This is a genomic window from Arthrobacter sp. 10N410, assembly GCF_056394945.1.
Window position 1 is genome coordinate 37,364 of sequence record NZ_JBFTIP010000007.1, and the last position, 25,665, is coordinate 63,028.

Annotated in this window: 21 protein-coding genes; 12 read left to right on the plus strand and 9 right to left on the minus strand. The window is 67.5% G+C overall.

Translation table 11 applies throughout. The features are described 5' to 3' along the window. The first annotated feature begins 4 nt into the window (after positions 1–4). Entirely contained in the window at positions 5–1,501 is a 1,497-nt protein-coding gene (locus AC1DB8_RS14275; protein WP_476893395.1) for a dihydrolipoamide acetyltransferase family protein, read from the plus strand. A 195-nt stretch (positions 1,502–1,696) separates the two neighbouring features. On the opposite strand, the gene AC1DB8_RS14280 is transcribed toward AC1DB8_RS14275, so the two are convergent. Continuing rightward, complete coding sequence (locus AC1DB8_RS14280) at positions 1,697–2,044, minus strand: hypothetical protein (RefSeq protein ID WP_441419224.1); 348 nt, start codon at positions 2,042–2,044, stop codon at positions 1,697–1,699. Positions 2,045–2,269: 225 nt separating this feature from the next. On the opposite strand from AC1DB8_RS14280, the gene AC1DB8_RS14285 reads away from it, so the two are divergent. Continuing rightward, complete coding sequence (locus AC1DB8_RS14285) at positions 2,270–3,859, plus strand: AMP-binding protein (RefSeq protein WP_476893396.1); 1,590 nt, start codon at positions 2,270–2,272, stop codon at positions 3,857–3,859. Between the two features lie 59 nt (positions 3,860–3,918). Here AC1DB8_RS14285 and AC1DB8_RS14290 read toward each other — a convergent pair whose 3' ends face one another. The 3 genes from AC1DB8_RS14290 to AC1DB8_RS14300 all read right to left on the minus strand — a co-directional run bounded on the left by AC1DB8_RS14290 (position 3,919) and on the right by AC1DB8_RS14300 (position 6,402). After that, positions 3,919–4,350, minus strand: a complete 432-nt coding sequence (locus tag AC1DB8_RS14290) for a universal stress protein (RefSeq protein ID WP_175323500.1) — start codon at positions 4,348–4,350, stop codon at positions 3,919–3,921. Positions 4,351–4,414: 64 nt separating this feature from the next. Then, a complete protein-coding gene (locus AC1DB8_RS14295; protein WP_476893397.1) occupies positions 4,415–5,707 on the minus strand; it encodes an aminotransferase-like domain-containing protein in 1,293 nt (430 codons plus the stop codon). A gap of 131 nt (positions 5,708–5,838) precedes the next feature. Then, complete coding sequence (locus AC1DB8_RS14300) at positions 5,839–6,402, minus strand: NAD(P)H-dependent oxidoreductase (protein ID WP_175323502.1); 564 nt, start codon at positions 6,400–6,402, stop codon at positions 5,839–5,841. A 126-nt stretch (positions 6,403–6,528) separates the two neighbouring features. Here AC1DB8_RS14300 and AC1DB8_RS14305 point away from each other — a divergent pair, with 126 nt between their 5' ends. The 6 genes from AC1DB8_RS14305 to AC1DB8_RS14330 all read left to right on the plus strand — a co-directional run bounded on the left by AC1DB8_RS14305 (position 6,529) and on the right by AC1DB8_RS14330 (position 14,678). Then, positions 6,529–7,182, plus strand: a complete 654-nt coding sequence (locus tag AC1DB8_RS14305) for a TetR/AcrR family transcriptional regulator (protein ID WP_476893398.1) — start codon at positions 6,529–6,531, stop codon at positions 7,180–7,182. 364 nt (positions 7,183–7,546) lie between these two features. Further along, complete coding sequence (locus tag AC1DB8_RS14310) at positions 7,547–8,533, plus strand: ABC transporter permease (RefSeq protein ID WP_441419229.1); 987 nt, start codon at positions 7,547–7,549, stop codon at positions 8,531–8,533. Between the two features lie 2 nt (positions 8,534–8,535). After that, a complete protein-coding gene (locus AC1DB8_RS14315) occupies positions 8,536–9,501 on the plus strand; it encodes an ABC transporter permease (RefSeq protein ID WP_476893399.1) in 966 nt (321 codons plus the stop codon). Further along, complete coding sequence (locus AC1DB8_RS14320; RefSeq protein ID WP_441419231.1) at positions 9,498–11,750, plus strand: ABC transporter ATP-binding protein; 2,253 nt, start codon at positions 9,498–9,500, stop codon at positions 11,748–11,750. The genes AC1DB8_RS14315 and AC1DB8_RS14320 overlap by 4 nt, the downstream gene beginning before the upstream one ends. Positions 11,751–11,803: 53 nt before the next feature. Next, entirely contained in the window at positions 11,804–13,498 is a 1,695-nt protein-coding gene (locus tag AC1DB8_RS14325; protein ID WP_476893400.1) for an ABC transporter family substrate-binding protein, read from the plus strand. Positions 13,499–13,625: 127 nt separating this feature from the next. Further along, positions 13,626–14,678: a Gfo/Idh/MocA family protein gene (locus AC1DB8_RS14330; RefSeq protein ID WP_476893401.1), complete on the plus strand. Its 1,053-nt coding sequence runs from the start codon at positions 13,626–13,628 to the stop codon at positions 14,676–14,678. A 77-nt stretch (positions 14,679–14,755) separates the two neighbouring features. Here the strand turns inward: AC1DB8_RS14330 and ald are convergent, their stop codons facing one another. Further along, positions 14,756–15,874, minus strand: coding sequence for an alanine dehydrogenase (gene ald, locus AC1DB8_RS14335; protein ID WP_441419234.1), 1,119 nt, complete (start codon positions 15,872–15,874; stop codon positions 14,756–14,758). 244 nt (positions 15,875–16,118) lie between these two features. Between ald and AC1DB8_RS14340 the strand changes: the two genes are divergently transcribed. Beyond that, positions 16,119–17,339 carry a PucR family transcriptional regulator gene (locus AC1DB8_RS14340; RefSeq protein WP_441419235.1) on the plus strand — a complete coding sequence of 407 codons (1,221 nt, stop codon included), beginning with the start codon at positions 16,119–16,121 and terminating at the stop codon, positions 17,337–17,339. A gap of 10 nt (positions 17,340–17,349) precedes the next feature. Here AC1DB8_RS14340 and AC1DB8_RS14345 read toward each other — a convergent pair whose 3' ends face one another. From AC1DB8_RS14345 to ptsP, 3 genes are all read right to left on the minus strand, one after another. Continuing rightward, a complete protein-coding gene (locus AC1DB8_RS14345; RefSeq protein ID WP_441419236.1) occupies positions 17,350–17,622 on the minus strand; it encodes a hypothetical protein in 273 nt (90 codons plus the stop codon). A 74-nt stretch (positions 17,623–17,696) separates the two neighbouring features. Then, complete coding sequence (locus AC1DB8_RS14350) at positions 17,697–18,143, minus strand: helix-turn-helix domain-containing protein (RefSeq protein WP_476893402.1); 447 nt, start codon at positions 18,141–18,143, stop codon at positions 17,697–17,699. Positions 18,144–18,184: 41 nt separating this feature from the next. Then, a complete protein-coding gene (gene ptsP, locus AC1DB8_RS14355) occupies positions 18,185–19,870 on the minus strand; it encodes a phosphoenolpyruvate--protein phosphotransferase (RefSeq protein ID WP_476893403.1) in 1,686 nt (561 codons plus the stop codon). 176 nt (positions 19,871–20,046) lie between these two features. Here ptsP and AC1DB8_RS14360 point away from each other — a divergent pair, with 176 nt between their 5' ends. From AC1DB8_RS14360 to AC1DB8_RS14370, 3 genes are read left to right on the plus strand one after another with little or no spacing between them, the layout of a single operon-like run. After that, positions 20,047–20,775, plus strand: coding sequence for a TetR/AcrR family transcriptional regulator (locus AC1DB8_RS14360; protein ID WP_441419239.1), 729 nt, complete (start codon positions 20,047–20,049; stop codon positions 20,773–20,775). A 58-nt stretch (positions 20,776–20,833) separates the two neighbouring features. After that, complete coding sequence (locus AC1DB8_RS14365; RefSeq protein ID WP_476893404.1) at positions 20,834–22,810, plus strand: PTS mannitol transporter subunit IICBA; 1,977 nt, start codon at positions 20,834–20,836, stop codon at positions 22,808–22,810. Then, positions 22,810–23,958 carry a mannitol-1-phosphate 5-dehydrogenase gene (locus AC1DB8_RS14370; RefSeq protein ID WP_441419241.1) on the plus strand — a complete coding sequence of 383 codons (1,149 nt, stop codon included), beginning with the start codon at positions 22,810–22,812 and terminating at the stop codon, positions 23,956–23,958. The genes AC1DB8_RS14365 and AC1DB8_RS14370 overlap by 1 nt, the downstream gene beginning before the upstream one ends. A gap of 146 nt (positions 23,959–24,104) precedes the next feature. Here the strand turns inward: AC1DB8_RS14370 and AC1DB8_RS14375 are convergent, their stop codons facing one another. Further along, positions 24,105–25,571: an amino acid permease gene (locus AC1DB8_RS14375; protein ID WP_441419242.1), complete on the minus strand. Its 1,467-nt coding sequence runs from the start codon at positions 25,569–25,571 to the stop codon at positions 24,105–24,107. Positions 25,572–25,665: the final 94 nt, after the last annotated feature.

The window sequence follows — 25,665 nt, forward strand, 5'->3', positions numbered from 1 at the left end:
CTCCATGACCGTGAACAAGTTCAACCTTCCTGACGTGGGCGAGGGCCTGACCGAGGCCGAAATCGTGTCCTGGAAGGTCAAGGCCGGTGACACCGTGGCCGTCAACGACGTGCTGTGCGAAATCGAGACCGCCAAGTCCCTCGTGGAGCTTCCTTCCCCCTACGCCGGAACTGTCACCGAGCTGTTAGTCCCGGAGGGCGTGACGGTCGACGTCGGAACGCCGATCATCAGCGTTTCCGACGCCGCCGCCGAACCCGCCGCGCCGGCCGCAACCCCGGCCGCTGCCGCTGCGCCGGCGCCCGAGGCGCCGATGTACGGAAAGCTGGAGCACGACGCGTACGACACCGCCGAGCCGGCCGGGCCCCCGGCCGGCGGCCCGCTGGTCGGTTCCGGTCCGAAGGCCGACGCCGTCAAACGGCGCCGCCGGATCTCCGCGCCGGTTGCGGCGGCCTCCGCCCCCGCCGTCGAACGGGCCGGGATCGAGGCGCACGACATCTGGATCAGCCCGTCCGCGGCCACCCAGGCTGAACCGCCCGTCGCGGCGGAAGCCGAAGCTGTCGACCAGCGCCCGACGCTGGGCGGGGCCATCACCGGCCTCGTCAACCGTGTCCTGGCCAAACCCCCGGTCCGGAAGATTGCCCGCGACCTCGGCATCGACCTGGCCGACGTCGTTCCCACCGGCGCGCGCGGCGAAGTGACCCGTGAGGACCTCGTCAGCTATCAGGCCCAGCGCGACGCCGAGCTGGACCAGGCGGATTCGTTCTGGGGCAAGACCGGCCGCCCCCAGGAGCAGCGGATCGAGCGCATTCCGGTCAAGGGCGTCCGCAAGGCCACCGCACGGGCGATGGTCGAGTCCGCCTTCGCGGCCCCGCATGTGAGCATCTTCGTGGACGTGGACGCCAGCCGCACCATGGAGTTCGTCAAGCGGCTCAAGGCTTCCCGCGATTTCGAGGGCATCAAGGTTTCGCCGCTGCTGATCCTCGCCAAAGCCGTCATCTGGGCCGCCGCGCGGAACCCCAGCGTCAACGCGAGCTGGGTGGATGCCGAGGACGGCAGCGACTCAGCCGAGATCCACGTCAAGCACTTCATGAACCTCGGCATCGCGGCCGCGACCCCGCGCGGGCTGATGGTGCCCAACATCAAGAACGCCCAGGATCTCTCGCTGAAGGAACTGGCGCTGGCCCTCAATGAGCTGGCCACCACCGCCCGGGCGGGCAAGACCCAGCCGGCGCAGATGCAGGGCGGCACCCTCACGGTCACCAATATCGGCGCCCTGGGCATCGACACCGGAACGCCGATCATCAATCCCGGCGAGGTGGCGATCGTGGCTTTCGGCACCATCAAGCAGAAGCCCTGGGTGCTCGACGGCGAGGTGATCCCGCGCTGGATCACCACGCTCGGCGGTTCGTTCGACCACCGGGTGGTGGATGGAGACCTGTCGGCCCGCTTCATGGCCGACGTCGCAGCCATCCTCGAAGAGCCCGCACTGCTGCTGGACTGAGCCGGGCGGCCGCCGGTCCGGCCCCCGCTCCGGGGCGCTGGCCGCCGACGCTCCTGCCCAGTTGTTCCCGGCCAGTTCCTGGCCAGTACCCGGCCGGGCGGCGGGATCCCGCGGTTCTCCGGCGCCGGCGCGGACCCCGCTGCAGTAGAGATGCCCAAAAACCGGGCGGGAACGCGGGGTCCGGGCGTGTTGCGCCTAGTTCGACCCGTAGGCGGCGAAGGTCGAGAGCAGCTCGGTCATGCCCGGGTCGCTGCCCCAGCCGGCAACGGCGGCCGCTGCGGCAAACACCACGCCGGCGAAACCGAAACTGCCGGCCGTGACCGCGCCCAGGAACTTCCAGTCCTCGCGCAGGATGCTCCGGACCGTATCGGGCATCCGCAGCGCCGGGGAGATCAAATTGGGGGCGCTGTCCACCGAGCCGTCGTCGAGGTACGCGACCACCCGGCCGGCGGCACGGTCGACCCGCATCGTGCTGATGTGGTTTCCGTGGCGGGCCAGCAGAATGTCGTGGCCGACGAGCTGGCGGCGCTGAAGAACAGGCATGGTTTCTCCCCGGGAGGTGGCGGATAGGTCTGTCCGCACCATCGGGGGCACCTCCAATTTTACCGCCGCGCGCCGCGCCGTCGCCGGTAATTCCGGGTGAGGCTGCCCACGACAGAGGGTGACCGCGGTCAAATCCAGGCGAATCCTGTCCCGGAACCGCGCGGCGGCACTAGAGTGGCACCAGCCGCCGCCGAGCCGGCGAACGCCGATCAAAGGAGATTTTGCGTGTTCTCGAGCCCGTTCCCCGCTGTAGAAATTCCCGACGTCAGCCTTTACGAGTACCTCTTCGGCGGCCTGGAGGAGGCGGACCTGGACCGGGTCGCCGTCGTCGACGGCAGCAGCGGAGCCGAAACCAGCTACCGCGAGCTGCGCGACCGGATCAACGCCCTCGCGGGCGCCGTCGCCGCCCAGGGGCTGGGCATCCACGGCGTCGCCGCCATCCTATGCCCGAACATCCCGGCGTTCACTGTCGTGTTCCACGGCCTGCTGCGGGCCGGCGCCACCGTCACTCCCGTCAATTCGCTGTACACGGCCGATGAGATCGCGAAACAACTCACCGACGCCGGAGCCAGCTGGCTCTTTACGATCTCGGCCCTGCTGCCCGCCGCCCGGGAAGCGGCCGGCCAGGTGGGCATCCCCGCGGAGCGGCTGGTGGTGCTCGACGGCGCCGAGGGTCACCCCTCGCTGACGGAGCTGCTCGCCAGCGGCGCACCCGCCCCGGATGTCAGCTTCGACCCTGCCACCCACCTCGCCGTGCTGCCGTACTCCTCGGGCACCACCGGACGGCCCAAGGGCGTGATGCTGAGCCACCGCAACCTCGTGGCGAACGTGGAACAGTCGCGCGGGCTGCTCAAGGTCCTGCCGGACGACCGGCTGCTGGCACTGCTGCCGTTCTTCCACATCTACGGACTCACGGTGCTGCTGAACCTGGCCCTCCGGGAACGCGCAAGGCTGGTCACCATCCCGAAGTTCGACCTCGCGGAATTCCTGCGGATGGTCCAGGACCACAAGTGCAGCTATCTCTTCATTGCCCCGCCGGTTGCCGTGGCACTGTCCAAGCACCCGCTGGTGGCGGAATACGACCTCAGCTCCGTGCACACCGCGTTGTCCGGCGCGGCGCCGCTGGACGGCGAACTGGGGGCGCGGCTGGCCGAGCGGCTGGGCTGCCGGGTGCTCCAGGGTTACGGCATGACCGAGATGAGTCCCGTTTCCCACCTGATCCCGGTCGACGCGACGGACGTTCCGGTCAGCTCGGTGGGCTACACCGTCCCCAACATGGACTGCCGGCTGGTGGATCCGGCCACGGGCGAGGAAATCGAGGTCCCCGCGGAGGGAACAAGCGCCCCGGGCCACCTGCTGTGCCGGGGGCCCAACGTGATGCTCGGTTACCTGAACCGGCCGGATGAGACGGCTGACACCCTCGACGCGGACGGCTTCCTGCACACCGGGGACATCGCCACGGTGCGGGCGGATGGCGTGGTGTCGATCGTGGACCGGCTCAAGGAATTGATCAAGTACAAGGGGTACCAGATTGCGCCGGCCGAGCTTGAGGCGCTGCTGCTTACCCACCCCGGCATCGCCGACGCCGCCGTGGTCGGAACCGCCGACGCCGACGGCCAGGAGGTGCCGATGGCTTTCGTGGTGCGCCAGCCGAACGCCGAGGGCGAGCTGCTGGACGAAGCCGGGGTGCAGGAATTCGTAGCCGCCCGGGTGGCGCCGTTCAAGAAGATCCGGCGCGTGGAATTCATCGAGGCGGTGCCGAAGTCCTCGTCCGGCAAGATCCTGCGCCGGATGCTGAAGGCAGTGGATGCCTAGGACAGCAAAGCCGGCGCAGCAGCCCTAGGGCTGCTGCGCCGGCATCTGCAGTTGCGCCGCTACTCGGGGCTGTCGGTCTTGGCGATGTAGACGTCGCAGGGGGCGCCGTGGGCCACGCTGTTGGCAACGCTGCCGAGGACGCGCCCCAGGCCGCGCATGCGGCGGTTGCCGACCACGATCATCTGCGCGTCGGAACGTTCCGCCTCGTGGATCAGCGCTTCCGCGGGCTTGCCCCGGGCTGCCGCGTAGGTGACGTTGATCCCGGCCGTCCGGAGACTGTCGGCTACACCCTTGGCCACCTTCTCGGCGTCGTCGGCGTCGGAAACAATCCACCGGTCGCTGCCGCTGCCGAACACCTCGGTCCGGTCGCTATCGAACGCGCTGACCACGTGCAGCGTCGCGCCGAGCGAGACAGCCAGGTCCCGGGCCGTTTGGGCCGCCTTCAGGGCAGTCTCGCTGCCATCGACGCCGACAACGATGATTCCGGTCATAGGGGACTCCTCTGGTCAGGCATGAATACGTCAGGCGCCGTTCAGTCAACAGCAATAGTTCAGGCTACAACGCCGCGACTGCTTCCCGCAGTACCGGCGCCAGACGCCGGACGCCTTCCTCGATTGCGTCCGGCGGCACCGCACTGAAAGCGAGCCGCAACTTGTTGGAGGGCTCGTCCGAGTGGGTAAATGCTGCACCGGGAATGAACACCACTCCGGCTTCGATGGCCTTCTGCAACAGCGGGTAGGTGTCGATGCCCTCGGGCAGCGTGACCCAAATGAAGAAGCCGCCCTGCGGGCGTGTCCAGTTCAGCCCCTCGGGCATGTACTTCTCGAGGGCTGCGAGCATGGCCTCGCACCGCTCCTGGTACAGCCCGCGGTAGGTGGCAATCTGGCCGCGCCAGTCGTAGTCGCGCAGGTACGCGGAGACCAGCATCTGGTTGAGCGTCGGCGGGCACAGGGTGACGGCTTCCGAGGCGAGGTAGTAGCGGCGCTGCAGGTGCGCCGGGACCAGGGCCCAGCCGATCCGCAGTCCCGGGGCGAAGATCTTGGAGAAGGAGCCCATGTAGATCACATCGTCCGGGTTGCCGGCCCGCAGCGGGGTCAGCGGTTGGCCGTCGAAGCGCAGCAGGCCGTACGGATTGTCCTCCAGGACCAGAATATTCGCGTTGCGGCATATATCGACTACCTGCTGCCGGCGTTCGGCGGCGAGCGTGATACCGGACGGATTGTTGAAGCTAGGGATCGTGTAGAGGAATTTGACGTTCTTGCCCGCGGTCTGCAGGGCCGCGATCCTGGCCTCGAGGAGGTCCGGGATGATCCCGTGCTCGTCCATCGGCACCGTGCCCACCTCGACCTGGTAGGCCTCGAAGGTGTTCAGTGCACCGACGTAGGTGGGATCCTCCACGAGGACGACGTCGCCCGGGTTGCAGAAGACCTTGGTCGCGACGTCCTGGGCGGACTGCGAGCCTGCGGTGATGACGACGTTTTCGGGCTTCGCGTCGAGGATCCCCTCGGCGGCCATGACCTCGCAGATCTGCGCGCGGAGCTCTTCGGTACCCTGCCCGCCGCCGTACTGCAGCGCCGTCAGGCCGTGTTCGGCGATGATTTTCGCGGCGGACTGGCCCAGCCGCTCCAGTGGAAGGGACTGGAGGTAGGGGCTGCCGCCGGCGAGGGAGACCAGGCCCGGACGCAGGGAGATGTCGAAGACGTCCCGGACGGCCGACTGCTTGATATTTGCTGCGCGCTCCGAGAAAAGCCTCTCGTGGCGGTGGGCGGACGTAGCCGCCCGTTCGATTGCGTCAATTGCCTCGGCCGGAAGGAGCTCTGCGGCGGCATCAAGTGTTTCGTGGGTCACAGTCCTAGGATACAGGCCCGCGTTGTCACGGGGAAAACTTTTGTTCACAAGAACGGCCAGGGGATCCCGGACACAGGACACCCCCGGCAGTGGGGGGCGCTGCCGGGGGTGTCGGTCTGTGATGAGCCTGCTTAGGCGGCGTCGGCGGTACGGGCTTCGGCCAAGGCTTCGAACACGCCCTTGATCTGCTCCACGACCTCGGCGTCGTCCTTCGGGTGGACCTCGGCGAAGCGGACCATCGAACCGGGGACGGCAAGCTTGACGTCTTCGAGCACCTTGGCGCCGGCGATGCCGACGGCCTTTCGGGCCTCGTCCTGGGCCCAGACGCCGCCGTACTGGCCGAACGCGGTGCCGACGACGGCGGTGGGCTTGCCGCTCAGGGCGCCGGCGCCGAAGGGCCGGGAGAGCCAGTCGATGGCGTTCTTCAGCGGTGCGGGAACGGTGCCGTTGTATTCCGGGGTGACCAGGAGCAGGGTGTCGGCGTCGTTTGCGGCGGCACGCAGCGCTGCGGCGGCGGCGGGAACCTGGCCCTCGACGTCGATGTCCTCGTTGTAGAACGGAATGTTGCCGAGGCTCTCGTGGATGACGACGTCGACCTGCTCGGGAGCGTTGAGCTGGATGGCTTCAGCCAGCTGGGCATTCGTGGAGCCGGCGCGCAGGCTGCCGACCAGGGTGAGAACGGTGTTGGTAGTCATGTGAACTCCTTGAAACGCGCCGCGGAGATTCCGGCGGCTGGATGGTCGCGGAGGCTTTGATGGCCTTCACCAAAGCTAAACGGACTGCGGTCCGCTTATTATTCCCCCGGGGCTAGAATGGGCGTTGTGAGCCTCATCCCAATTCGGCCCGGCGGGCAAGCAGACGACCCCCCGGCCCACTCCGGTAATCGTCCCGGCGTCCGGGGCGCGGCCGAGTCTGAACGCCGGGATGCCGCCCGCAACCGTGAATTGTTGCTCCGGGCCGCCCGGGAATTGATTGAGGAGTGCGGGGCGGACGGCCTCACCATGGCGTCCCTGGCCGGGCGCGCCGGCGTGGGCAAGGGGACCGTCTTCCGGCGCTTCGGCAGTCGGGCGGGACTCATGATGAGCCTGCTCAGTGATGCCGAGGCGCAGTTCCAGGGCCGGTTCATGTTCGGGCCGCCGCCGCTGGGGCCCGGTGCGCCGCCCCTGGAACGGCTGATTGCCTGTGGCGCGGAACGGATTGCCTGGGTGCTGGAATTTGGTGAACTCGCCCGCGCCGCGGATGCGTCCGCCCACAACCGGTTCGATGTGCCCGCCGCCGTGCTCTGGCACCGGCATCTGGAACTGCTGCTGCGCGAAGCCGGGGTCAGCGCGGATCCCTGGCTGATGGCGGGCGCCCTGAGCGTGACCCTCGAGCCGGAGCGCATCCTGCATGCGGTGCGGGTCCACGGGGTCGCCCCGGACCGGCTGGTTGAGTCCTGGCGGGAGCTGGCCACCCGGGTGGTGCGCGGCGCGTAGGCTAGCCGACCCGCGCGGAGACTGCCAAGTCAAATCAATTCAAATGAGTTATTCATAACGATCTGGTAGTGGGCATACCGTTTCGCCCCCTTTCGCGCGCCTCCCCGCAATTTCTATGTGGTAGTTTCCTCTGGAATGTGACCCGCAACATAGCCCGGCTGGGCTGGCCGCAAGGCCTGCGGGGGGCCAGGCACCCGCTGGCCGAGATCCCGGATCGGCAGCGGACACCCCGCTGCCTTATGGGGGGACGACGGAAGGATCCACGCTGTGAATGTTGTAACGACCCCGGCCTGCGGACAGGCTGGCCCAGCCCGTGCGGTGGCCTCCGGAACCGCGCAGACCACGGCGATCCTGAACTAGCCCCATGCTCCGATACCTTGCCAAACGTGCCGTCACGTATGCATTCATGATTTTCCTGACCACCAGCGCCGGGTATTTCCTGGCGGTCACCAGCCTGCAGCCGGCGCTGCTGGAGCAGGAAAAAATTCCGCGCCCCACGCCGGAACAGGTTGCCAACTCCTTCCGGCTCAAAGGACTGGACCCGGCCCTGAGCCCTTGGGAACGCTACGTGGACTGGCTCACCGGAATCGTCACGCGCTGGGACTGGGGACGCAGCCCCAACGGCGCCTTCGTGAACGCCGAGTTCGGCGACCGGGTCTGGATCTCCACCCGGCTGTTCCTGGCTTCGATCATCCTCACCCTGATCATCGGCGTCGCCCTCGGCGTCTACACCGCGGCCCGGCAGTACAAGTTCTCCGACCGCGCGATCACCTCGTACAGCTACCTCGTGTACATCGTGCCGGCCCCGATCGCCTACTTCCTGGTACAGCTCGGCGCCATCAACATCAACGAAACCGTGGGCGACCGGATCTTTTTCGTCACCGGCATCTCCACACCCGGGCTGGACGGTGACGGCTGGGTGCAGTTCGTCGACATGATGGCCCACTACGCCGTGCCGACCTTCGCGATCACGATCGTGGGCTGGGGCGCCTACCAGATCGCCCAGCGCCAGTACCTGCTGGACAACGTCAACGCCGACTTCGTCCGCACCGCCCGGGCCAAGGGCCTCACCCGCAACCAGGCCATCAGCCGGCACGCCCTGCGGGTCTCGTTCATCCCGGTGGCGCAGAGCATCGCCTTCACCATCCCGGCCATCTTCGCCGGCGGCTTCTTCGCCGAGAAGATCTTCGCCTGGCACGGCGTCGGCTCCTGGAGCATCGACGCGATCGCGCTGCAGGATGTCAACGCGGCCACGGCGACACTCGCCTACGGCTCCGTGATCTTCGCGATCGGGGCGATCCTCGCCGACTTCGCCACCACCCTTGTCGACCCGAGAGTGCGGGTGCAGTAGCCATGACGAACTTGAACGCCATCGATCCGGCCGCCGTCGCGGAAGAAGCCAAGATCGAGAACAACGACGTCGTGATCGCGAAGTCGCGGATCATCGTGCGGCGCTTCCTGCGCAACAAGACCGCCGTGACCGGCCTGGCGATCTTCGTCCTGCTCACCGTGCTGTCCCTGATCGGCGGGATTTTCTCCAGCTGGGACAAGGAGACGATCGACCCCTTCAACATCGGCATGGGCCCTTCCTCGGAGCACCTGCTGGGCACCTCCCAGGCCGGCATCGACCTGTACGCCCTGACCGTGGAAGGGACCCGGGTCTCGATCCTGATCGGCCTGGTCGTCGGCCTCGTGTCAGTGCTGATCGCCGCGGTGTACGGCTGCACCATGGCCTACTTCGGCGGCAAGGTCGACAAGGTGATGCTGTTCATCCTGGAAGCCCTGATCATGATGCCGGCCCTCCTGGTCGTGGCCGTGGCCACGAGCGGCGGCGGCAACGGGCTGCAGCAGAACCTCCCCAGCTGGCTGCTGCTGATCATCGTCCTGCTGATCTTCAACTGGATGGGCACCGCCCGCCTGATCCGCTCGCTCTCGATGTCGCTCATGCAGCGCGACTTCGTCAAAGCCGCCCAGTACATGGGCATCCCCGCGCGCCGCATCGTCTGGCGCCACCTCGTGCCGAATATCGGTTCGCTGCTGGTCCTGGACATCACCCGCGGCGTGACCGGCGCCATCCTCGCCGAGGTCGCGTTCTCCTTCATCGGCATCGGCATCAAGGTCCCGGATGTGAGCCTGGGCGTGCTGATCGGCCAGGCGACCTCCCAGGTCTCCACCTTCCCGTGGATGTTCTGGGTGCCGCTGACCGTGATGTTCCTGCTGACCGGTTCGCTCGCCATGATGAACGACGGTCTCCGTGACGCGTTCGATCCCAGCTCCAGCTCCATTGGCAGCGCCAAGGAAAAGAAGAAGACCTCATGAGCAGCGATACCACCGCCACCGACCTCAGCACCGCCGAACGGCTGCACGTGGCCGGCCTGCACACCGCCGGCGGGCACTACGCAGATGCGCCGGCGGGTGCCGTGCTCTCCGTCCGCGACCTCAACGTCCGCTTCAACACCGAGAACGGCGTGGTGCACGCTGTGCGCGGCATCGACTTCGACCTGATGCCGGGAAAGACCCTCGGGATCGTCGGCGAATCCGGCTCGGGCAAGTCCGTCACCTCGATGGCCATCATGGGCCTGCTGCCGGATACCGCCGAGGTCACCGGCTCCGTCCGGCTCAAGGGCCAGGAACTGTTGGGGCTCAGCGACAAGGCCATGTGCCGCTACCGCGGCAACGAGCTGGCCATGGTCTTCCAGGACCCGTTGTCCTCGCTGACCCCGGTCTACACCGTAGGCAACCAGATCATCGAGGCGCTCACGGTGCACAACCCGACCATGAGCAAGCAGGCCAAGGAGGCCCGCGCCGTCGAACTCCTGGGCATGGTGGGCATTCCCAGCCCCAAGGACCGGCTCAAGGCCTTCCCGCACGAATTCTCCGGCGGTATGCGCCAGCGGGTGATGATCGCCATCGCGATTGCCAACAACCCGCGCGTTCTGATCGCGGATGAGCCGACGACGGCGCTCGACGTCACCATCCAGGCGCAGGTGCTCGAGGTGCTGCACACCGCGCAGGAGGAAACCGGCGCCGCCGTCGTGATGATCACGCACGACCTGGGCGTCGTAGCCGGAATGGCCGACGACATCATGGTGATGTACGCCGGCAAGCCGGTGGAGACCGGCAGCGTCGACGACATCTACTACAACCCCAGGATGCCCTACACCATGGGGCTGCTGGGCGCCGTTCCCCGCGTCGACGTGGCCGAGAAGACCTCGCTGGTGCCGATCGAGGGCATCCCGCCGAACCTCATCCACGCGCCCACCGGCTGCTCCTTCGCCCCGCGCTGCCCGCTGGTCAGCGAGGCCTGCCTGCAGGGCGAACCCGAGCTCTGGCCGGTCAGCGGCACCGGCGACGGCACCCTGGAGCACAAGGCCGCCTGCATCAAAACCGATTCCCTTGCCACCGAGGTGGACGTCCACGAAATCTTCCACGCCCCCGCGGTGCCCGTCTCCCGGTTCGACGCGGTGCCCCGGGCCGAGCGCAAGGCTGTCCTGGAGCTCAAGGACGTCAAGAAGCACTTCCCGCTGATGAAGGGCGCCCTGCTCAAGCGCCGGATCGGCACGGTCAAGGCCGTGGACGGCCTGAGCTTCGACATCCGCGAGGGCGAATGCTTCTCGATCGTGGGCGAGTCCGGCTGCGGCAAGACCACCACGCTGCTGGAAATCATGGAATTCCACCGCGACCAGGACGGCGAGGTGACGATCGGCGGCCTGAGCAACAAAGCCGCCTCGGACGCCAAGACCAAGGCCGCCATGCGCAAGGAACTCCAGATGGTGTTCCAGGACCCCACCGGCGCCCTGGATCCGCGCTTCACCGTCTACGAGGTGCTGGCCGAGCCGCTGGAGAACTCCGGGATGGCCAAGCCTGCGATCCGGAAGCGGATCATGGAGCTGATGGAGCTCGTGGGCCTCCAGCCGGACCACGTCAACCGCTTCCCGAACCAGTTCTCCGGCGGCCAGCGCCAGCGCATCGGCATCGCCCGCGCCCTGGCGGTGAACCCCAAACTCGTGGTCCTGGACGAACCGGTGTCCGCGCTGGATGTCTCCGTCCAGGCCGGCGTCATCAACCTGCTCGACCAACTCCGCGCCGAACTCGGGCTGAGCTACCTGATGGTGGCCCACGACCTGTCCGTGGTGCGCCACATCTCCAACCGTGTGGCCGTGATGTACCTGGGCAAAATCGTGGAAATCGGGGACGTCGACAGCGTCTTCGACAACCCGCGCCACCCCTACACCCGCGCCCTGCTCTCCGCCATCCCGGTGCCGGACCCGCAGCTGGAGCGCACCCGCGAACGCATTATCCTGCAGGGCGACCTGCCGTCGCCGCTCGATGCGCCGAAGGGCTGCAACTTCGCCACCCGCTGCCCGGTCTTCGCCGCACTCCCGGCCGCCAAGCAGGAAAAGTGCCTGACCCTGGAGCCGCCGCTGGAAACCGCGACGGCGCCTGCCCCGGCCACCGGCCCCCGGACCGACGCCTCGCCGTCGGCCTCCACAGACCAGCAATTCGCCTGTTTCTACCCGGACGGCGAACTGGACGCGGACATGTTGGTTGTCCACGAGTCCCTCTGACGCACCAAACCGCACCTGAACCACAACTCGCACCAAAAATGAAGGGGATCATTATGAAGAATCTGACCAAGATCGGCGGGGTGGCCGCCGTAGTGGCAGCCCTCGCGCTGACCGGATGCGGCGGAGGCGGCGCCACCACGACCGCCGAGAGCGCCAAGGCCCAGGACGCCAACGGCGACCTCAACAAGCTCGTCAGCGTCAACGCCAAGAAGGCCGACGAACTGAAGCAGGGCGGCACCGTGACCCTGCCGGTCGGCAACATCGGCCCGGACTTCAACGGCTTCTCCAATGCGGGTAACTCCGCGGACAACACCGAGCTGCACTACCCGATCGACGAAGCCGGTTACGTGGGCTGCTGGAAGCTCGACTTCGACGGCACCGCGAACCTGAACAAGAACTTCTGCGAAGACTTCAAGAGTGAGGTCAAGGATGGCAAGCAGACCATCACCATCAAGATCAACCCGAAGGCCGTGTACAACGATGGCACCCCCATCAACGCCGCTACCTTCGTCAACACCTGGAAGATGCTCAACGGCAAGAACAAGGACATCGACATTGTCTCGTCCGGTGCCTACGAGTTCATCGACTCCGTCAAGGCCGGCAGCAGCGACAAGGAAGTCATTGCCACCACCACCCAGCCGGTCTACCCGCTGAGCGACATCTTCGGCGGCTTCATCCCGCAGACCGTCAACACGCCGGAGCTCTTCAACACCGGGTTCTCCGGCCAGATGCACCCCGAGTGGATGGCCGGCCCGTTCAAGGTCGACAAGTTCGACTCCGCGGCGAAGACCGTCACCATGGTCCCGAACGACAACTGGTGGGGCGAAAAGCCGGTTCTGGAAAAGGTGGTCTTCCGCCAGCTCGAGGCCAGCGCCGAGATTGCAGCGTTCAAGAACGGCGAGATCGACATGGCTGACGGCCGCACGCTGACCAAGTACAAGCAGCTCGAAGGCTCCAAGAACTCCGAGGTCCGCCGCGGCCAGCGTCTGTTCGCCGGCGGCCTGAACCTCAACGCCCTGAAGGCCCCGCTGACCGACGTCGCCGTCCGCAAGGCGATCTTCACCGCCGTCGACCGCCCGGCCATCCGCGCCGTGCGCTTCGGTGGCTTGAACTGGGAAGAGGAAAGCTCAGGATCGATGATGCTGATGCCGTTCTCCAAGTACTACCAGGACAACTACCCGGTCAAGGATGTTGGCGCCGACGCGGCGAAGAAGGCCCTGACCGAGGCCGGCTACGCCCCCAACGCCAAGGGCATCATGGAGAAGGCCGGAAAGCCCGTCTCCTTCAAGATCACCAACTTCGGTGACGACCCCACCTCGCTCGCCACCGTGCAGACCCTGCAGAAGCAGCTCCAGGCCGCCGGCATGGACGTCGGCATCGACCAGCGCGGCGACGCCGACTTCGGCAAGGTTGTGGGCAGCCGCGACTTCCAGCTCACCATCAGCGGCTACACCGTGGGCTCGGACGCGACCTCGGGTGTGAAGCAGTTCTACGATTCCAAGACCAACGAAAACCAGCTCGGCGACGCCGAACTGGACAAGGAAATCAAGGACCTCGCTTCCATCCAGGACGATGCCCAGCGCAACAAGGCCGCCATGGAGGTCGAGAAGAAGCACATGGCGAAGTACTTCTCCATGGGCGTCATCATGAACGGCCCGCAGATCTACTTCGCACGCACGGGCCTTGCCAACTATGGCGCGTCCCTGTTCCAGACCCCGGACTGGAGCCTCGTCGGCTGGCAGAAGTAAGCCTTCCCTTCCGACGCTCCCTCACCTAGGGCAGCAATCCAGGCGACCCTCCCCACTCTGCGGGGGAGGGTCGCCTGCGTTGTTGCCGGGCCTGAGGGAGCCCCGGGCGGGCGGGTAACGTGGACGCATGGCACCTTCCTCCCCGCCCGTCCGCACCGCAGTCGCCGGCTTCGGCCTCTCCGGCAGCGTGTTCCATGCGCCGCTGATCGCGGCCAACCCGGCTTTTTCCCTCGACGTCATTGCCACCTCCGACGCGGGCCGGAAGGCGACGGCCGCCGCGGCCTACCCGGCGGCCAGGGTCGTCGATACCCCGGCCGCCGTCCTCGAACTCGCCGGCGGGCTGGACCTGCTGGTGCTGGGGACTCCGCCGGCCACCCACTACCCGCTGGCCAAAGCCGCGCTGGAGGCGGGCCTCGACGTCGTCGTTGACAAGCCCTTCACGGTGCGCAGCGCCGAGGGCCGGGAGCTGATGGACCTGGCCGCACGGCTGGGCCGCGTACTCACCGCCTTCCAGAACCGGCGCTGGGACGGCGATTTCCTGACCGTGCGCGCCCTGCTGGAGAGCGGCGTCCTGGGCACGGTCACTCGCTTCGAATCACGCTTCGAGCGCTGGGCGCCGAAGGTCACGAAAGCGTGGAAGGCGGCGGCCACCCCCGACGACGGCGGCGGGGTGCTGTTCGACCTCGGCACGCACCTGCTGGACCAGGCGCTCGCGCTCTTCGGCCCTGCCGCCGTGATCCACGCGGAACTGGCGGCCCGGCGGCCCGGGGAACGGGCGGACGACGACGTTTTCGTGGCCCTGCGGCATGATTCCGGGGTGACGAGCCACCTCTCGATGAACCTGCTGTGCGCCCAGCAGGGGCCGCGCTACCGCCTGTTGGGCAGCGACGGCGGCTTCACCAAACACGGCGTGGACCCGCAGGAGCCTTATCTCGCCGCCGGCGGGAGTCCGCTCGACGCAGCCTACGGCGTGGAGGACCGCGAGTGGGCCGGCCTGTTGGGCCGCGACGGCCACCTGGACCGCCTGCCCACCGAACGCGGCGCGTACCCGGAGTTTTACCGGATCCTCGCCGAGAAAATCATCGACGGCGGCACGTCCTCGGCTCTGCCGCTCCCGGTGGATCCCGCCGACGCCGTCGAAGTGCTGCGGCTGATCGAACAGGCCCGGGAGCTCGTTTAAACACCCATCGACTGCTCCGATAACGCCGTTTGGGGGGTCCAAAAGGGCGTTCACGGAGCAGCCGATGCCGGTGGAACTTACGCGGAGACCAGCTCGTGCCAGTCCGCGACCAGGGGCAGGTTGTGCGCCTCGGAGACCGAGCGGTGCGCAACCTGGCCGGCGGCGATGTTGAGGCCGGCAGCGAGGGCGGCGTCGCGCTCAAATGCGGCCTTGACGCCCAGGTTGGCCAGCGAAACCGCGTAGCGCAGCGTGACGTTGGTCAGGGCGTAGGTGGAGGTGTTCGGCACGGCGCCGGGCATGTTGGCGACGCAGTAGAAGATCGTGTTGTGGACCTTGTACGTCGGTTCCTGGTGCGTGGTGGGGTGCGTGTCCTCGAAGCAGCCGCCCTGGTCCACGGCGATGTCCACCAGCACGGAGCCGGGCTTCATCCGGGAGACGAGCTCGTTGGTGACCAGCTTCGGGGCCTTGGCGCCGGGGATCAGCACGGAACCGATCACGAGGTCGGCGTCGACCACGGACTTCTCGATCTCGTAGGCGTTGGAGGCGACCGTCTTCAGGCGGCCCTGGTACTGGGCGTCGAGTTCGCGCAGCCGGTTGATGTTGATATCCAGGATGGTGACGTCGGCGCCGAGGCCCAGGGCCATGGCGGCGGCGTTGGTGCCGGCCACGCCGGCGCCCAGGACTACGACCTTGGCCGGGCGGACGCCCGGGACGCCGCCGAGCAGCACGCCCTTGCCGCCGGCCGGAGCCATCAGCGAGGTGGCGCCGACCTGCACGGACAGGCGGCCGGCAACCTCGGACATCGGGGCCAGCAGCGGCAGCGTACGGCCTTCCTGCACGGTCTCGTAGGCGATGGCGGTGACGCCGGAGTTGATGAGCTCCTGCGTCAGTTCCGGCTCGGCGGCCAGGTGCAGGTAGGTGAAGAGGATCAGGCCCTTGCGGAACCGGTGGTATTCGGCCTTGACCGGCTCCTTGACCTTCATGACCATGTCGGCGCGGGACCACACGTCGTCCGCTTCGGCGACGATCTCGGCACCGGCAATGGCGTATTCCTCGTCCGTGATGCCGGAGCCCAGGCCTGCGCCGCGCTCGACCAGGACGGTGTGGCCGTGGTGGCGGAATTCGTGCACGCCGGCGGCCGTGATGGCGACGCGGAATTCGTTGTTCTTGATCTCTTTGGGGACGCCGATGATCATTTTTGGGCTCCAGTGGTGGTGGCCGCGCGGGCCGGGTGTGCGGGGGAAGTCGTGATTCCAGAATAGAACCGGCTGTGAGGCAGGCGACAGGGCCGCCGGTCCCGCCCCACGCCGCAACCGCGTGTTTCCGGGAATTTCCAAAAGCTCGGCTCGACAACTGTCGAGTCAGGAAACGTCAGGTGTCGCCTCTTGTTCGTCGCCGTTCCGTTCGGCTCCGGGACCCGCGGGGCAGTAATGTGGCAGCATGCAGCAGCAGGACGTAGAGCAGCTCGTGGAGCGGGTGGCCCAGCGGCTCGGGCGCGGGCTCTCGCTCGAAGACCTCGACGGCGTCCTGCTCGCCTACAGCTCCAACCAGTCGCACGCGGACCGGGTCCGGGTGAACTTCCTGCTCAGCAAGCGCGTCGCGGCGGACGTCAGCGCCTGGCAGCTCTCGCACGGCATCGCGACGGCGGTGCGGCCCGTCGTCGTGCCGGCCAACGAGGAACTGGGCATGCTGGGGCGCGTCTGTGTCCCGTTGCTGGTCCGCGGATTCCGGGTGGGCTACCTCTGGGTCCAGCTCGACGCCGCGGAGCCCACCGCGGGCACCGTCCTGGCCCAGTTGCCGGAGGTGGCGCGCGAGCTGGAGGAGCTCTCCGCCCTGCTGCTGGACTCGAACACTGCCGAATCCGAGTTCCGCCGCCGGCGCGAACAGGAGTTCCTCGCCGCCTGCCGGGGCGAGGCGAACGCCGTCGCCGCCGTCGCGGGCTGGAAGGAAGTGCAGGGCCGCGGGCCGTGGCAGCTGGTGACCGTCCTCGACGCCGACGGCTGGGCGGAGGGTTCGGACCCGATCGCCTCCACACTGATCCACAGGTCCGCCGCGCTGCAGGCCACCATCGGTGTGGACGCGGCACTGTTCAGCGCGGGGACCGAGACACACGCCGTCGTGCTGTTCAAGGAATCCACCGGACGGGCCAACCACGCCCAGGTGCTGGTCCACTACCAGCTGGAACTGGCCAAGCGCGCGGGCCGACCGGTCCGCCGGATCATCCTCGGCACCTCCGAGGGCTTCTCCCGGCCGCGGGAACTGGCCGAGGCGTACCGGCAGTCCCGGCAGGCGGCGCAGGCCGCGGCCGTGGACCCCCAGCTGGGCGAGCTGGTGGACTGCCGTGCCACCGGTCTCTACCAGTTGCTGGCCTCGGCCGGCGGCGGGGCCGGAGCCTGGGCGGATGCGGGCTCGGTGTACTTCCGGATGCTGGAGGACCACGACCGGAACGGTGAACTGCTGCCGGTGCTGGAGCTTTTCTACGATAACGACAGTTCGGTCCAGGAGGTGGCGGCCAAGCTGCACCTGCACCGGAGCAGCATCTACAACCGGCTCGGCAGGATCCGCCAGGTGCTGGGCGTCGACCCGCTCAAGGGAATGGTCCGGCTGGAACTGCACGCGGCGCTGAAGGCGCGGCGCTGGGCCCAAAGGCCAAGGATCTAGGCTGCCCCGGCTAGCGGTCGTCGCGGAGGGCGGAGTCCTGCTCGCTGTCTGGGCGGGAGGCCAGCGGCCGCGCCGCCTCCCGAAGCGCATCGGGCGCAGTCTCCCGCGCTGTGCGCCTCCGGCGCGATATCCGGCTGTCCATCCACAGGGCGACGGCCACGAACGCGACGCAGCTGGCCATGAACGCCGCGGTGTTGTTCAGCCCCATCACCGTTCCGAGGATGCCGGTGAGCACCATGGCGGCGATGCCGGCCAGGATGTGCCACCCTCTGAACTTACCCACAATTCAAGCGTAACCCCGGCCTCTGCCGCGTTTCCGCGCCGGGACGGGATCGTTGTTTGATCCTTATCACGCCGTCACGAAGCATCCGCGCCGCCGCTGTCATTGCTGTCAGCTGAGTCGCCGACGGCCTCGGGTGCCGCATTTTCCGCGGCGGTTTTCTTCTTTTGCGTCTCCAGCCACGCCATGATGTCGGCCAGCCGGATCCGCCGGTGCGTGCCGCGGTACTCGACCGGGATCTCGCCGCGGTCCGTCATGTTCCGCAGGTACGTGTGCGAGATGCCCGCCAGCTCCGCCGCCTTCGACGTGGTCAGCATCTCCTCCACGCTGCTGACGGTGACCGACTCGCCCCGGCTGAAGCGGCCCAGCAGGTCGACGACGGCGTCCCTTGCCGCGGGCGGCAGGCGGTGCACGGTGCCGTCGACGAAGACCGTGATGTCGTTGCTGCCGTTGAGCGCGTACTGGAGTTTTTGTGCGTCCTCGGCCGGGAGCCCGGCGGTCACCCGGGGAGCAATCAGTGTCATGGAGTGCATCCTAGCGCCCCGGGTGCGGGCTCACGCTCCGGTTACAGACCCAGTTCTTCCAGCACCGGCAGCTTGGCCCGGACCCAGGCGCGCGCCTCTGTGGCGCTCGGGGCGGAAAGTGCCAGCTTGGCCAGCTCCTGCGCCTCGGCCAGGGTCACGGTCTTCAGCACCGCTGCCACGGCCGCGATGGAACGCGCCGTCATCGACAGGGTCGTGACGCCCAGCCCGGTCAGCACGACGGCGAGGGCAGGATCCGCCGCGGCCTCACCGCAGACGCCCACCGGTTTGCCGTGGCCTTCGGCGGCGGAACCTTCGACCGTCAGGCCCACGAGCCGGAGCACGGCCGGCTGCCACGGGGTGTTCAGCGCGGCGAGCGGGCCCAGCTGCCGGTCCGCGGCCATGGCGTACTGGGTCAGGTCGTTGGTGCCCAGGCTCGCGAAAGACACTTCCCGCAGGATGGCCTCCGCGGTCAGCGCCGCGGACGGCACCTCCACCATGACGCCGGGGGTCTTGATCCCGGCGGCAGCGCACAGGGACGCGAATCGTGCGGCTTCCTCCGCCGTCGAAATCATCGGTGCCATCACCCAGACGTCCGCCTCGGATTCCTGCTCCGCCAGGGCGATGGCCTGCAACTGGCGTTCCAGCACTCCCGGGGTGGTGAAGTCGGTCCGGTAACCGCGGACGCCAAGGGCCGGGTTGGGCTCGGTGGCGTCGGTCAGGAACGGGAGCGGCTTGTCCGCGCCGGCGTCGAGGGTGCGGAGCACCACCTTCTTGCCGGGGAAGGCGTCGAAGACGCCCTTGTAGGCGGCGGACTGCTCCTCCACGGTGGGTTCGGTATCCCGTTCGAGGAAGCAGAACTCGGTCCGGAACAGGCCCACGCCCTGGGCGTTGAGCCCGGCCGCGGCCACGGCATCCTTCGCCCCGCCCACGTTGGCCAAGAGCGGCACGAGGTGGCCGTCCGCCGTCGCACCGGTACCGTCAAAGTCCGCCAATAGCGATGCGGTCGCGGCCCAATGCTCCGCGGCGGCGCGCTGGGCGTCGTCCGGTTCAGCCGTGATGGTCCCGGCGGCCCCGTCGACGTAGACCTCTGTGCCGTCCGGCAAGGCGTCGACGCCGGCGGCAGCGACGACGGCGGGCAGGCCGAGGGAGCGGGCGATGATCGCGGTGTGCGACTGCGGGCCGCCGCCGGCGGTCAGCAGTGCGAGCACCTTTTCGGGATCGAGCGTGGCCGTGTCCGCCGGCGCCAGGTCCTCCGCAATCAGGATGAACGGGGTGGCGGCGGAGGGGATGCCCGGGGCGGGCACGCCACGCAGCTCGGCCACGATCCGCGCCCGCACGTCCAGGACGTCGGTGGCCCGCTCGGCCATGTAGCCGCCGAGGTTGTGCAGCATCTCCGAGACGGACGCGCCGGCTTCCCAGATGGCGCGCTGGTTGGAGGTCCCGCGGCCAATCAGCTTGGCGGCGGACTTCAGCAGCATGGTGTCGGTCGCCATCAGCGCGGTGGCCTCCAGCACGGCCTTGCCGTCGCCGCTGACCGTCTCGGACCGCGCCTTGAGCTCGTCGTGCACGGCCTTCGCCGCCGCCTTCAGGGCCGCTGTGGCCTCCTCGGCGGAGACGCCGGCCGGAAGCTGTTCGCCCGCCGGCGGCTCACTGACCGGCTTCGGCATCTGCCGGATGGTGCCGATGATCCGGCCGGGGCTGACGCCTACTCCTTGGAAGTTCTGCACTGAAAGTCCTCATTCTCTGCCGTGAGCCAGTAAGTCAGTCCAGGTGCCGCCACTGAACCGCTAGATCCTAGATTTCCTGCGGCTGTCCACTACGTCAACCGGCAACTTGCGGTACCTGAAAAAAGTGTATGTGATGCACTTCATATAGCGTTGCTATAGGTGCTAGGGTAGCGGTTATGAGTATCGAAGGCCAGCTGCCGCCCAAAATCCGGCTGCTGCGTGCAGCTGCGGGATTGCTGGCCAAGTCCGGGGGAGCCGCGGTTTCCACGCGCCAGATCACGCAGCTGGCGGGGGTGACTGCCCCCACCCTGTATCACCACTTCGGTGACAAGGAGGGGCTGTTCGACGCCGTTGTGGCGGCAGGATTCGAGGAGTACGTGGCCGGCGAGCGAGACTTCGCTCCGTCCGGGCAGCCGCTGGAGGACATCCGGCGGATGTGGGACCAGCACGTGCAATTCGGGCTGAAGCAGCCGGAACTGTACCTCGTCATGTTCGGCAACATCCGCCCCGAGAGCCGTCCCGCCGTTGTGGCTGACGCCGAGGCGCTCATGGAGGAAATGCTGAACAAGGCCGCGGTCGCCGGCCAGCTCAACGTCCCGCCCCGGGAGGCGGCGAGGAGCATCCTGGCTGCGAACGTGGGCGTGACCCTCATGCTGATCACGGAGAAGGCACCGGAGCGCAACCTCGAGCTCTCCGCCATGACCCGCGACGCGATGATCTTCGCGGTCTCCACGGAACAGGCCCGGCAAGCCGGGCCGGAAGACTCCGGGAAGTCCCCGGTAGTGGTAGCGGCCATCGCCCTGAATGCGGCGCTGCAGGCCTCGCACTCGGACCAGCTGTCCAGCTCTGAACTCAAGCTCTTTCTCGAATGGCTCCACCGGATCTCCACCAGTTCCACCAGCTAGCTCGTCGAAAATATCGGACAATCCTGCGGTGCAGCAGGAATCACGGTTAGGAAATCACATGGCAACAGAGACCGTTGCGAAACCCCGGACCAGTATCAGGGTCGGTGTGCAGAAATTTGGCACCTTCCTGTCCGGAATGATCATGCCCAACATCGGCGCCTTCATCGCCTGGGGCATCATTACCGCCTTCTTCATCCCGGCGGGCTTCACCCCCAACGCCGACCTGGCCAAGCTGGTCGGCCCGATGATCACCTACCTGCTGCCGCTCCTGATCGGCTACACCGGCGGCCGCATGGTCTACGGCGTGCGCGGCGGCGTGGTCGGCGCGGCGGCCACCATGGGCGTGATCGTCGGAACGGACATCCCGATGTTCATCGGCGCCATGATCATGGGGCCGCTGACGGCGTGGATCATGGAGAAGATCGAAAGCCTCTGGGAGAACAAGGTCAAGCCCGGCTTCGAGATGCTGATCGACAACTTCACCGCGGGCATCGTCGCCGCCGTCATGGCCATCTTCGGCATGCTGGTGATCGGCCCGGTGGTGAAGGCCTTCAGCAACGGCGCCAGCGCCGTCGTCGAGTTCCTGGTCAACAACGGCCTGCTGCCCTTCACGAGCATCTTCATCGAGCCCGCGAAGGTATTGTTCCTGAACAACGCCGTGAACCACGGGATCCTGACCCCGCTGGGCACCGAACAGGCGCTCGCCCAGGGCAAGTCCATCCTGTTCCTGCTTGAGGCCAATCCCGGCCCGGGCGTGGGCGTCCTGCTCGCTTACATGATCTTCGGCAAGGGCATGGCCAAGGCTTCGGCCCCCGGCGCCGCCCTGATCCAGTTCGTCGGCGGCATCCACGAAATCTACTTCCCGTACGTGCTGATGAAGCCGATCATCATCCTCGCCGCGATCGGCGGCGGCATGACCGGCATCTTCACCCTCGTCCTGACCGGTGCGGGCCTGCGCTCCCCGGCCGCCCCGGGAAGCATCCTCGCGGTCTTCGCCGCGACCCCGCCGGACAGCTACTTCGGCGTGGCCTTGTCCGTGCTGCTGGCCGCGACCGTGTCCTTCCTGATTGCCTCCGTCATCCTCAAGTCCAGCAAGGACGTCGAGGGTGACGAACTTGGCGCCGCGACCACCCGGATGGAAGCCATGAAGGGCAAGAAGAGCTCCGTCTCCTCCGCCCTCGTGGGCGGCGGTGCGGGCGCCGGCGGCGTCGCGGTGCTGGCCGGTCCGGTCAAGAACATCGTCTTCGCTTGCGACGCCGGCATGGGCTCGAGCGCCATGGGCGCCTCGGTGCTCCGCAACAAGATCAAGGCCGCCGGCTACCCGGATGTCAAGGTCACCAACTCCGCGATCGCGAACCTGAGCGACACCTATGATGTCGTCATCACGCACCAGGACCTGACCGAACGGGCCAAGCCCGCGACGTCCGGCGCCGTCCACGTCTCGGTGGACAACTTCATGAACTCGCCGCGGTACGACGAGATCGTAGAGCTGGTCCGGACCAGCAACGCGCCGGCCGACGCCTCCGGTGCGATGGCGGGTGCGGGAACGGGTGCGGCCGTGGCAACGGCATCCGCTCCGGAAGCGGAGCCCGAAGCCGGGCCGTCCGGCATCCTGGTGGCCGACAGCGTGATCCTCAGCGGCACGGCAACCACCCGTGACGCTGCGATCGACGAGGCGGGCCGGCTGCTGCTGGACCGCGGCGCCGTCGACGCCGGCTACCTGGACGCCATGCATGAGCGCGAGGAATCCGTCTCGACCTACATGGGCAGCTACCTCGCGATCCCGCACGGCACCAACGCCGCCAAGGACCACATCATGAAGTCCGCGGTCTCGGTGATCCGCTACCCGAACGGCATCGACTGGAACGGCAAAGAGGTCAAGTTCGTCGTCGGCGTCGCCGGCATCAACAACGAGCACCTCCAGATCCTCTCCTCGATCGCCAAGGTCTTCACCAACAAGGCACAGGTCGCGCAGCTGGAGGCGGCCACCACCGTCGACGAAGTGCTCGACCTGTTCGGAAAGGTAAATTCCTAGTGAAGGCTGTTCATTTCGGAGCCGGAAACATCGGCCGTGGATTCGTCGGACTGCTGCTGCACGAGGCCGGGTATGAGGTGGTGTTCGCGGATGTCGCGGATGCCCTCATCACCCAGCTCGCCGCGGCGGACAGCTACCAGGTCCACGAGGTGGGGGACAGCCCGGCCGTGCGCACGGTGGACAACTTCCGCGCGCTGAACTCCGGCACCCAGGAAGCCGACGTCGTCGCGGAAATCGCGACGGCGGACATCGTCACCACCGCGGTGGGCCCGCACATCCTCAAGTTCGTGGCACCCGTGATCGCCAAGGGGATCGCGGCCCGGCCGGCCGGGCTGGCGCCGCTGCAGGTGATGGCGTGCGAGAACGCGATCAACGCGACCGACATCCTGAAGTCCGAAATTTCCGCCCAATGGGATCCGGCCGCCGGTTCGCTGGATGCCGCCGCCGTGTTCGCCAACACGGCGGTGGACCGGATCGTGCCCAACCAGGAGGCCGGGCAGGGCCTGGACGTCACAGTGGAGACGTTCTATGAGTGGGTCATCGACCGGACCCCGTTCGCGGGGAAGGAACCAGCCATTCCGGGGGCGACCTTCGTGGACGACCTGGCGCCCTACATCGAGCGGAAGCTCTTCACCGTGAACACCGGGCACGCCTCGGCCGCGTACTTCGGCTTCGAAGCCGGGCTGTCCAAGATCTCCGAGGCCATGGCGGACCAGGACGTCGCCGCCGATGTGCGCGCAGTGCTCGACGAGACCAAGGAACTGCTGGTGGCCAAGCACGGCTTCAACCGCGAGGAGCAGGAAGCCTACGTGCAGAAGATCCTCGGCCGGTTCTCCAACCCGCACCTTCCGGACACCGTGAACCGGGTGGGGCGGGCACCGCTGCGCAAGCTCAGCCGGCACGAGCGCTTCATCGGTCCCGCTGCGGAGTTGGCCGAGCGCGGGATTGTCCCCGAGGCACTGCTTGGTGCAATCGCCGCCGCGCTGCGCTTCAACGACCCGGCCGACGCCGAGGCCGTGGAGCTGGCGCAGATCCTGAACTCCTCCACCCCGGAGGACGCCACGACGAAGATCACCGGCCTGGACTCGGGGCATCCGCTGTTCCCGGCCGTCTGTGCCCTCGTCGAGGAAGCCAAGGCCGCCGTCTAGCCGGACGCTTCCTCACCTTTCGCGGAAAAACAACGGGCCCTCCCTCACACCAGGTGAGGGAGGGCCCGTCGTTTAGGCCGTGGATCTGCGCGGGCGTCGCCCCAGGCCCGGCAGGCCCGGCAGGACCGGCAGGAGCTGCCGAAGCGTCAGACGCGGCTGGCGGCGGCGGTTTCGCCGTCGGCCATCGCCTTCCATTCGGCCACGCGCGCCTGGTGCAGCGGCGAGCGGCGGACGACGGCGAACGCGGCACCCAGGACCGCGAACCAGAGCGGCGTGACCAGCAGGGCCACAAGGGTGTCCGGCTGCGTGGTCAGCGCCCAGACCAGGAACGCGAAGAACGCAAACACGACCCACACCATGGGAATGCCGCCGGGCATCTTGAACGTCGAGGCCGCGTGGAGTTCCGGCCGGCGCTTCCGGAACACGAGGTAGCTGGCCAGGATGATGCTCCAGACAAACATGAAGCAGACGGCGGACACGGTGGTGACCATGTCGAAGGCCACGCCCACGTCCTTGCCCGCATACAGCAGCGCGACGCCGGCCAGCAGCAGCACGCAGGACAGGAACAGCGCGTTCTGCGGGACCTTGCGGCTGGAGAGGCGGCCGAAGAGCCTGGGGGCGTCGCCGTCGTTGGCCAGGCCGTAGACCATCCGGGAGGTGGAGTAGATGCCGGAGTTGGCCGAGGACATCGCGGAAGTCAGCACCACGAGGTTCACCACCGTGGCGGCCATGCCGAGCCCGGCGAGGGAGAACATGGCGATGAACGGGCTCTGGCCCGCCTTGAAGCCGGTCCACGGGGTGACGGACATCAAGATGATGAGGGCGCCGACGTAGAACAGCATGACGCGCAGCGGGATCGCGTTGATGGCGCGGGGCAGGTTGTGCTCCGGGTTCTTGGTTTCGGCCGCGGCGGTACCCACCAGCTCGATGCCCACGAAGGCGAAAACAGCGATCTGGAAACCGGCCACGAAGCCCATGAACTCCTTGGGGAACAGGCCGCCATGGCTCCACAGGTTACTGAAGCCCGCGGTGCCGGCGTTGGAATGGAAGCCGGTGAAGATCATAACCAGGCCCACAGCGATCAGCGCCACGATGGCCACGATCTTGATCAGGGCGAACCAGAATTCCGTCTCACCGAAGGCCTTGACGGTCGGAAGGTTCAGCAGGAGCAGGATGATGATGGTCGCGATCCCCGGGACCCACAGCTGGATGCCGGGCCAGAGCTGCTCGGCGTAGCCGGCAATCGCGATCACGTCCGCCACCCCGGTGACCACCCAGCAGAACCAGTAGGTCCAGCCGGTGAAGAACCCGGCCCAGGGGCCCAGCAGGTCGCCGGCGAAGTCGCTGAAGGACTTGTAGTTCAGGTTGGACAGCAGCAGCTGGCCCATGGCGCGCATGACGAAGAACAGCATGAAGCCGATGATCATGTACACGAAGATCACGGACGGTCCGGCCACGGAAATGGTCTTGCCGGAGCCCATGAAGAGGCCGGTGCCAATGGCGCCGCCGATGGCCAGGAGCTGGATGTGCCGGTTGCTCAACGAGCGTGCAAGGTGGGGCTCGGTGTCCCGGCTGGAGGCAGTTCTCTGCTCCGCGGTTGTCTGTTCGGGCATGTCAACAATCCTTCGTGTGGTCCGCCGCATTGGTGACGGCGGTTACAAATCAGCCTTTCTAAGGTACAGCTTCGAAGGCCGGGCCCCCTGCCGA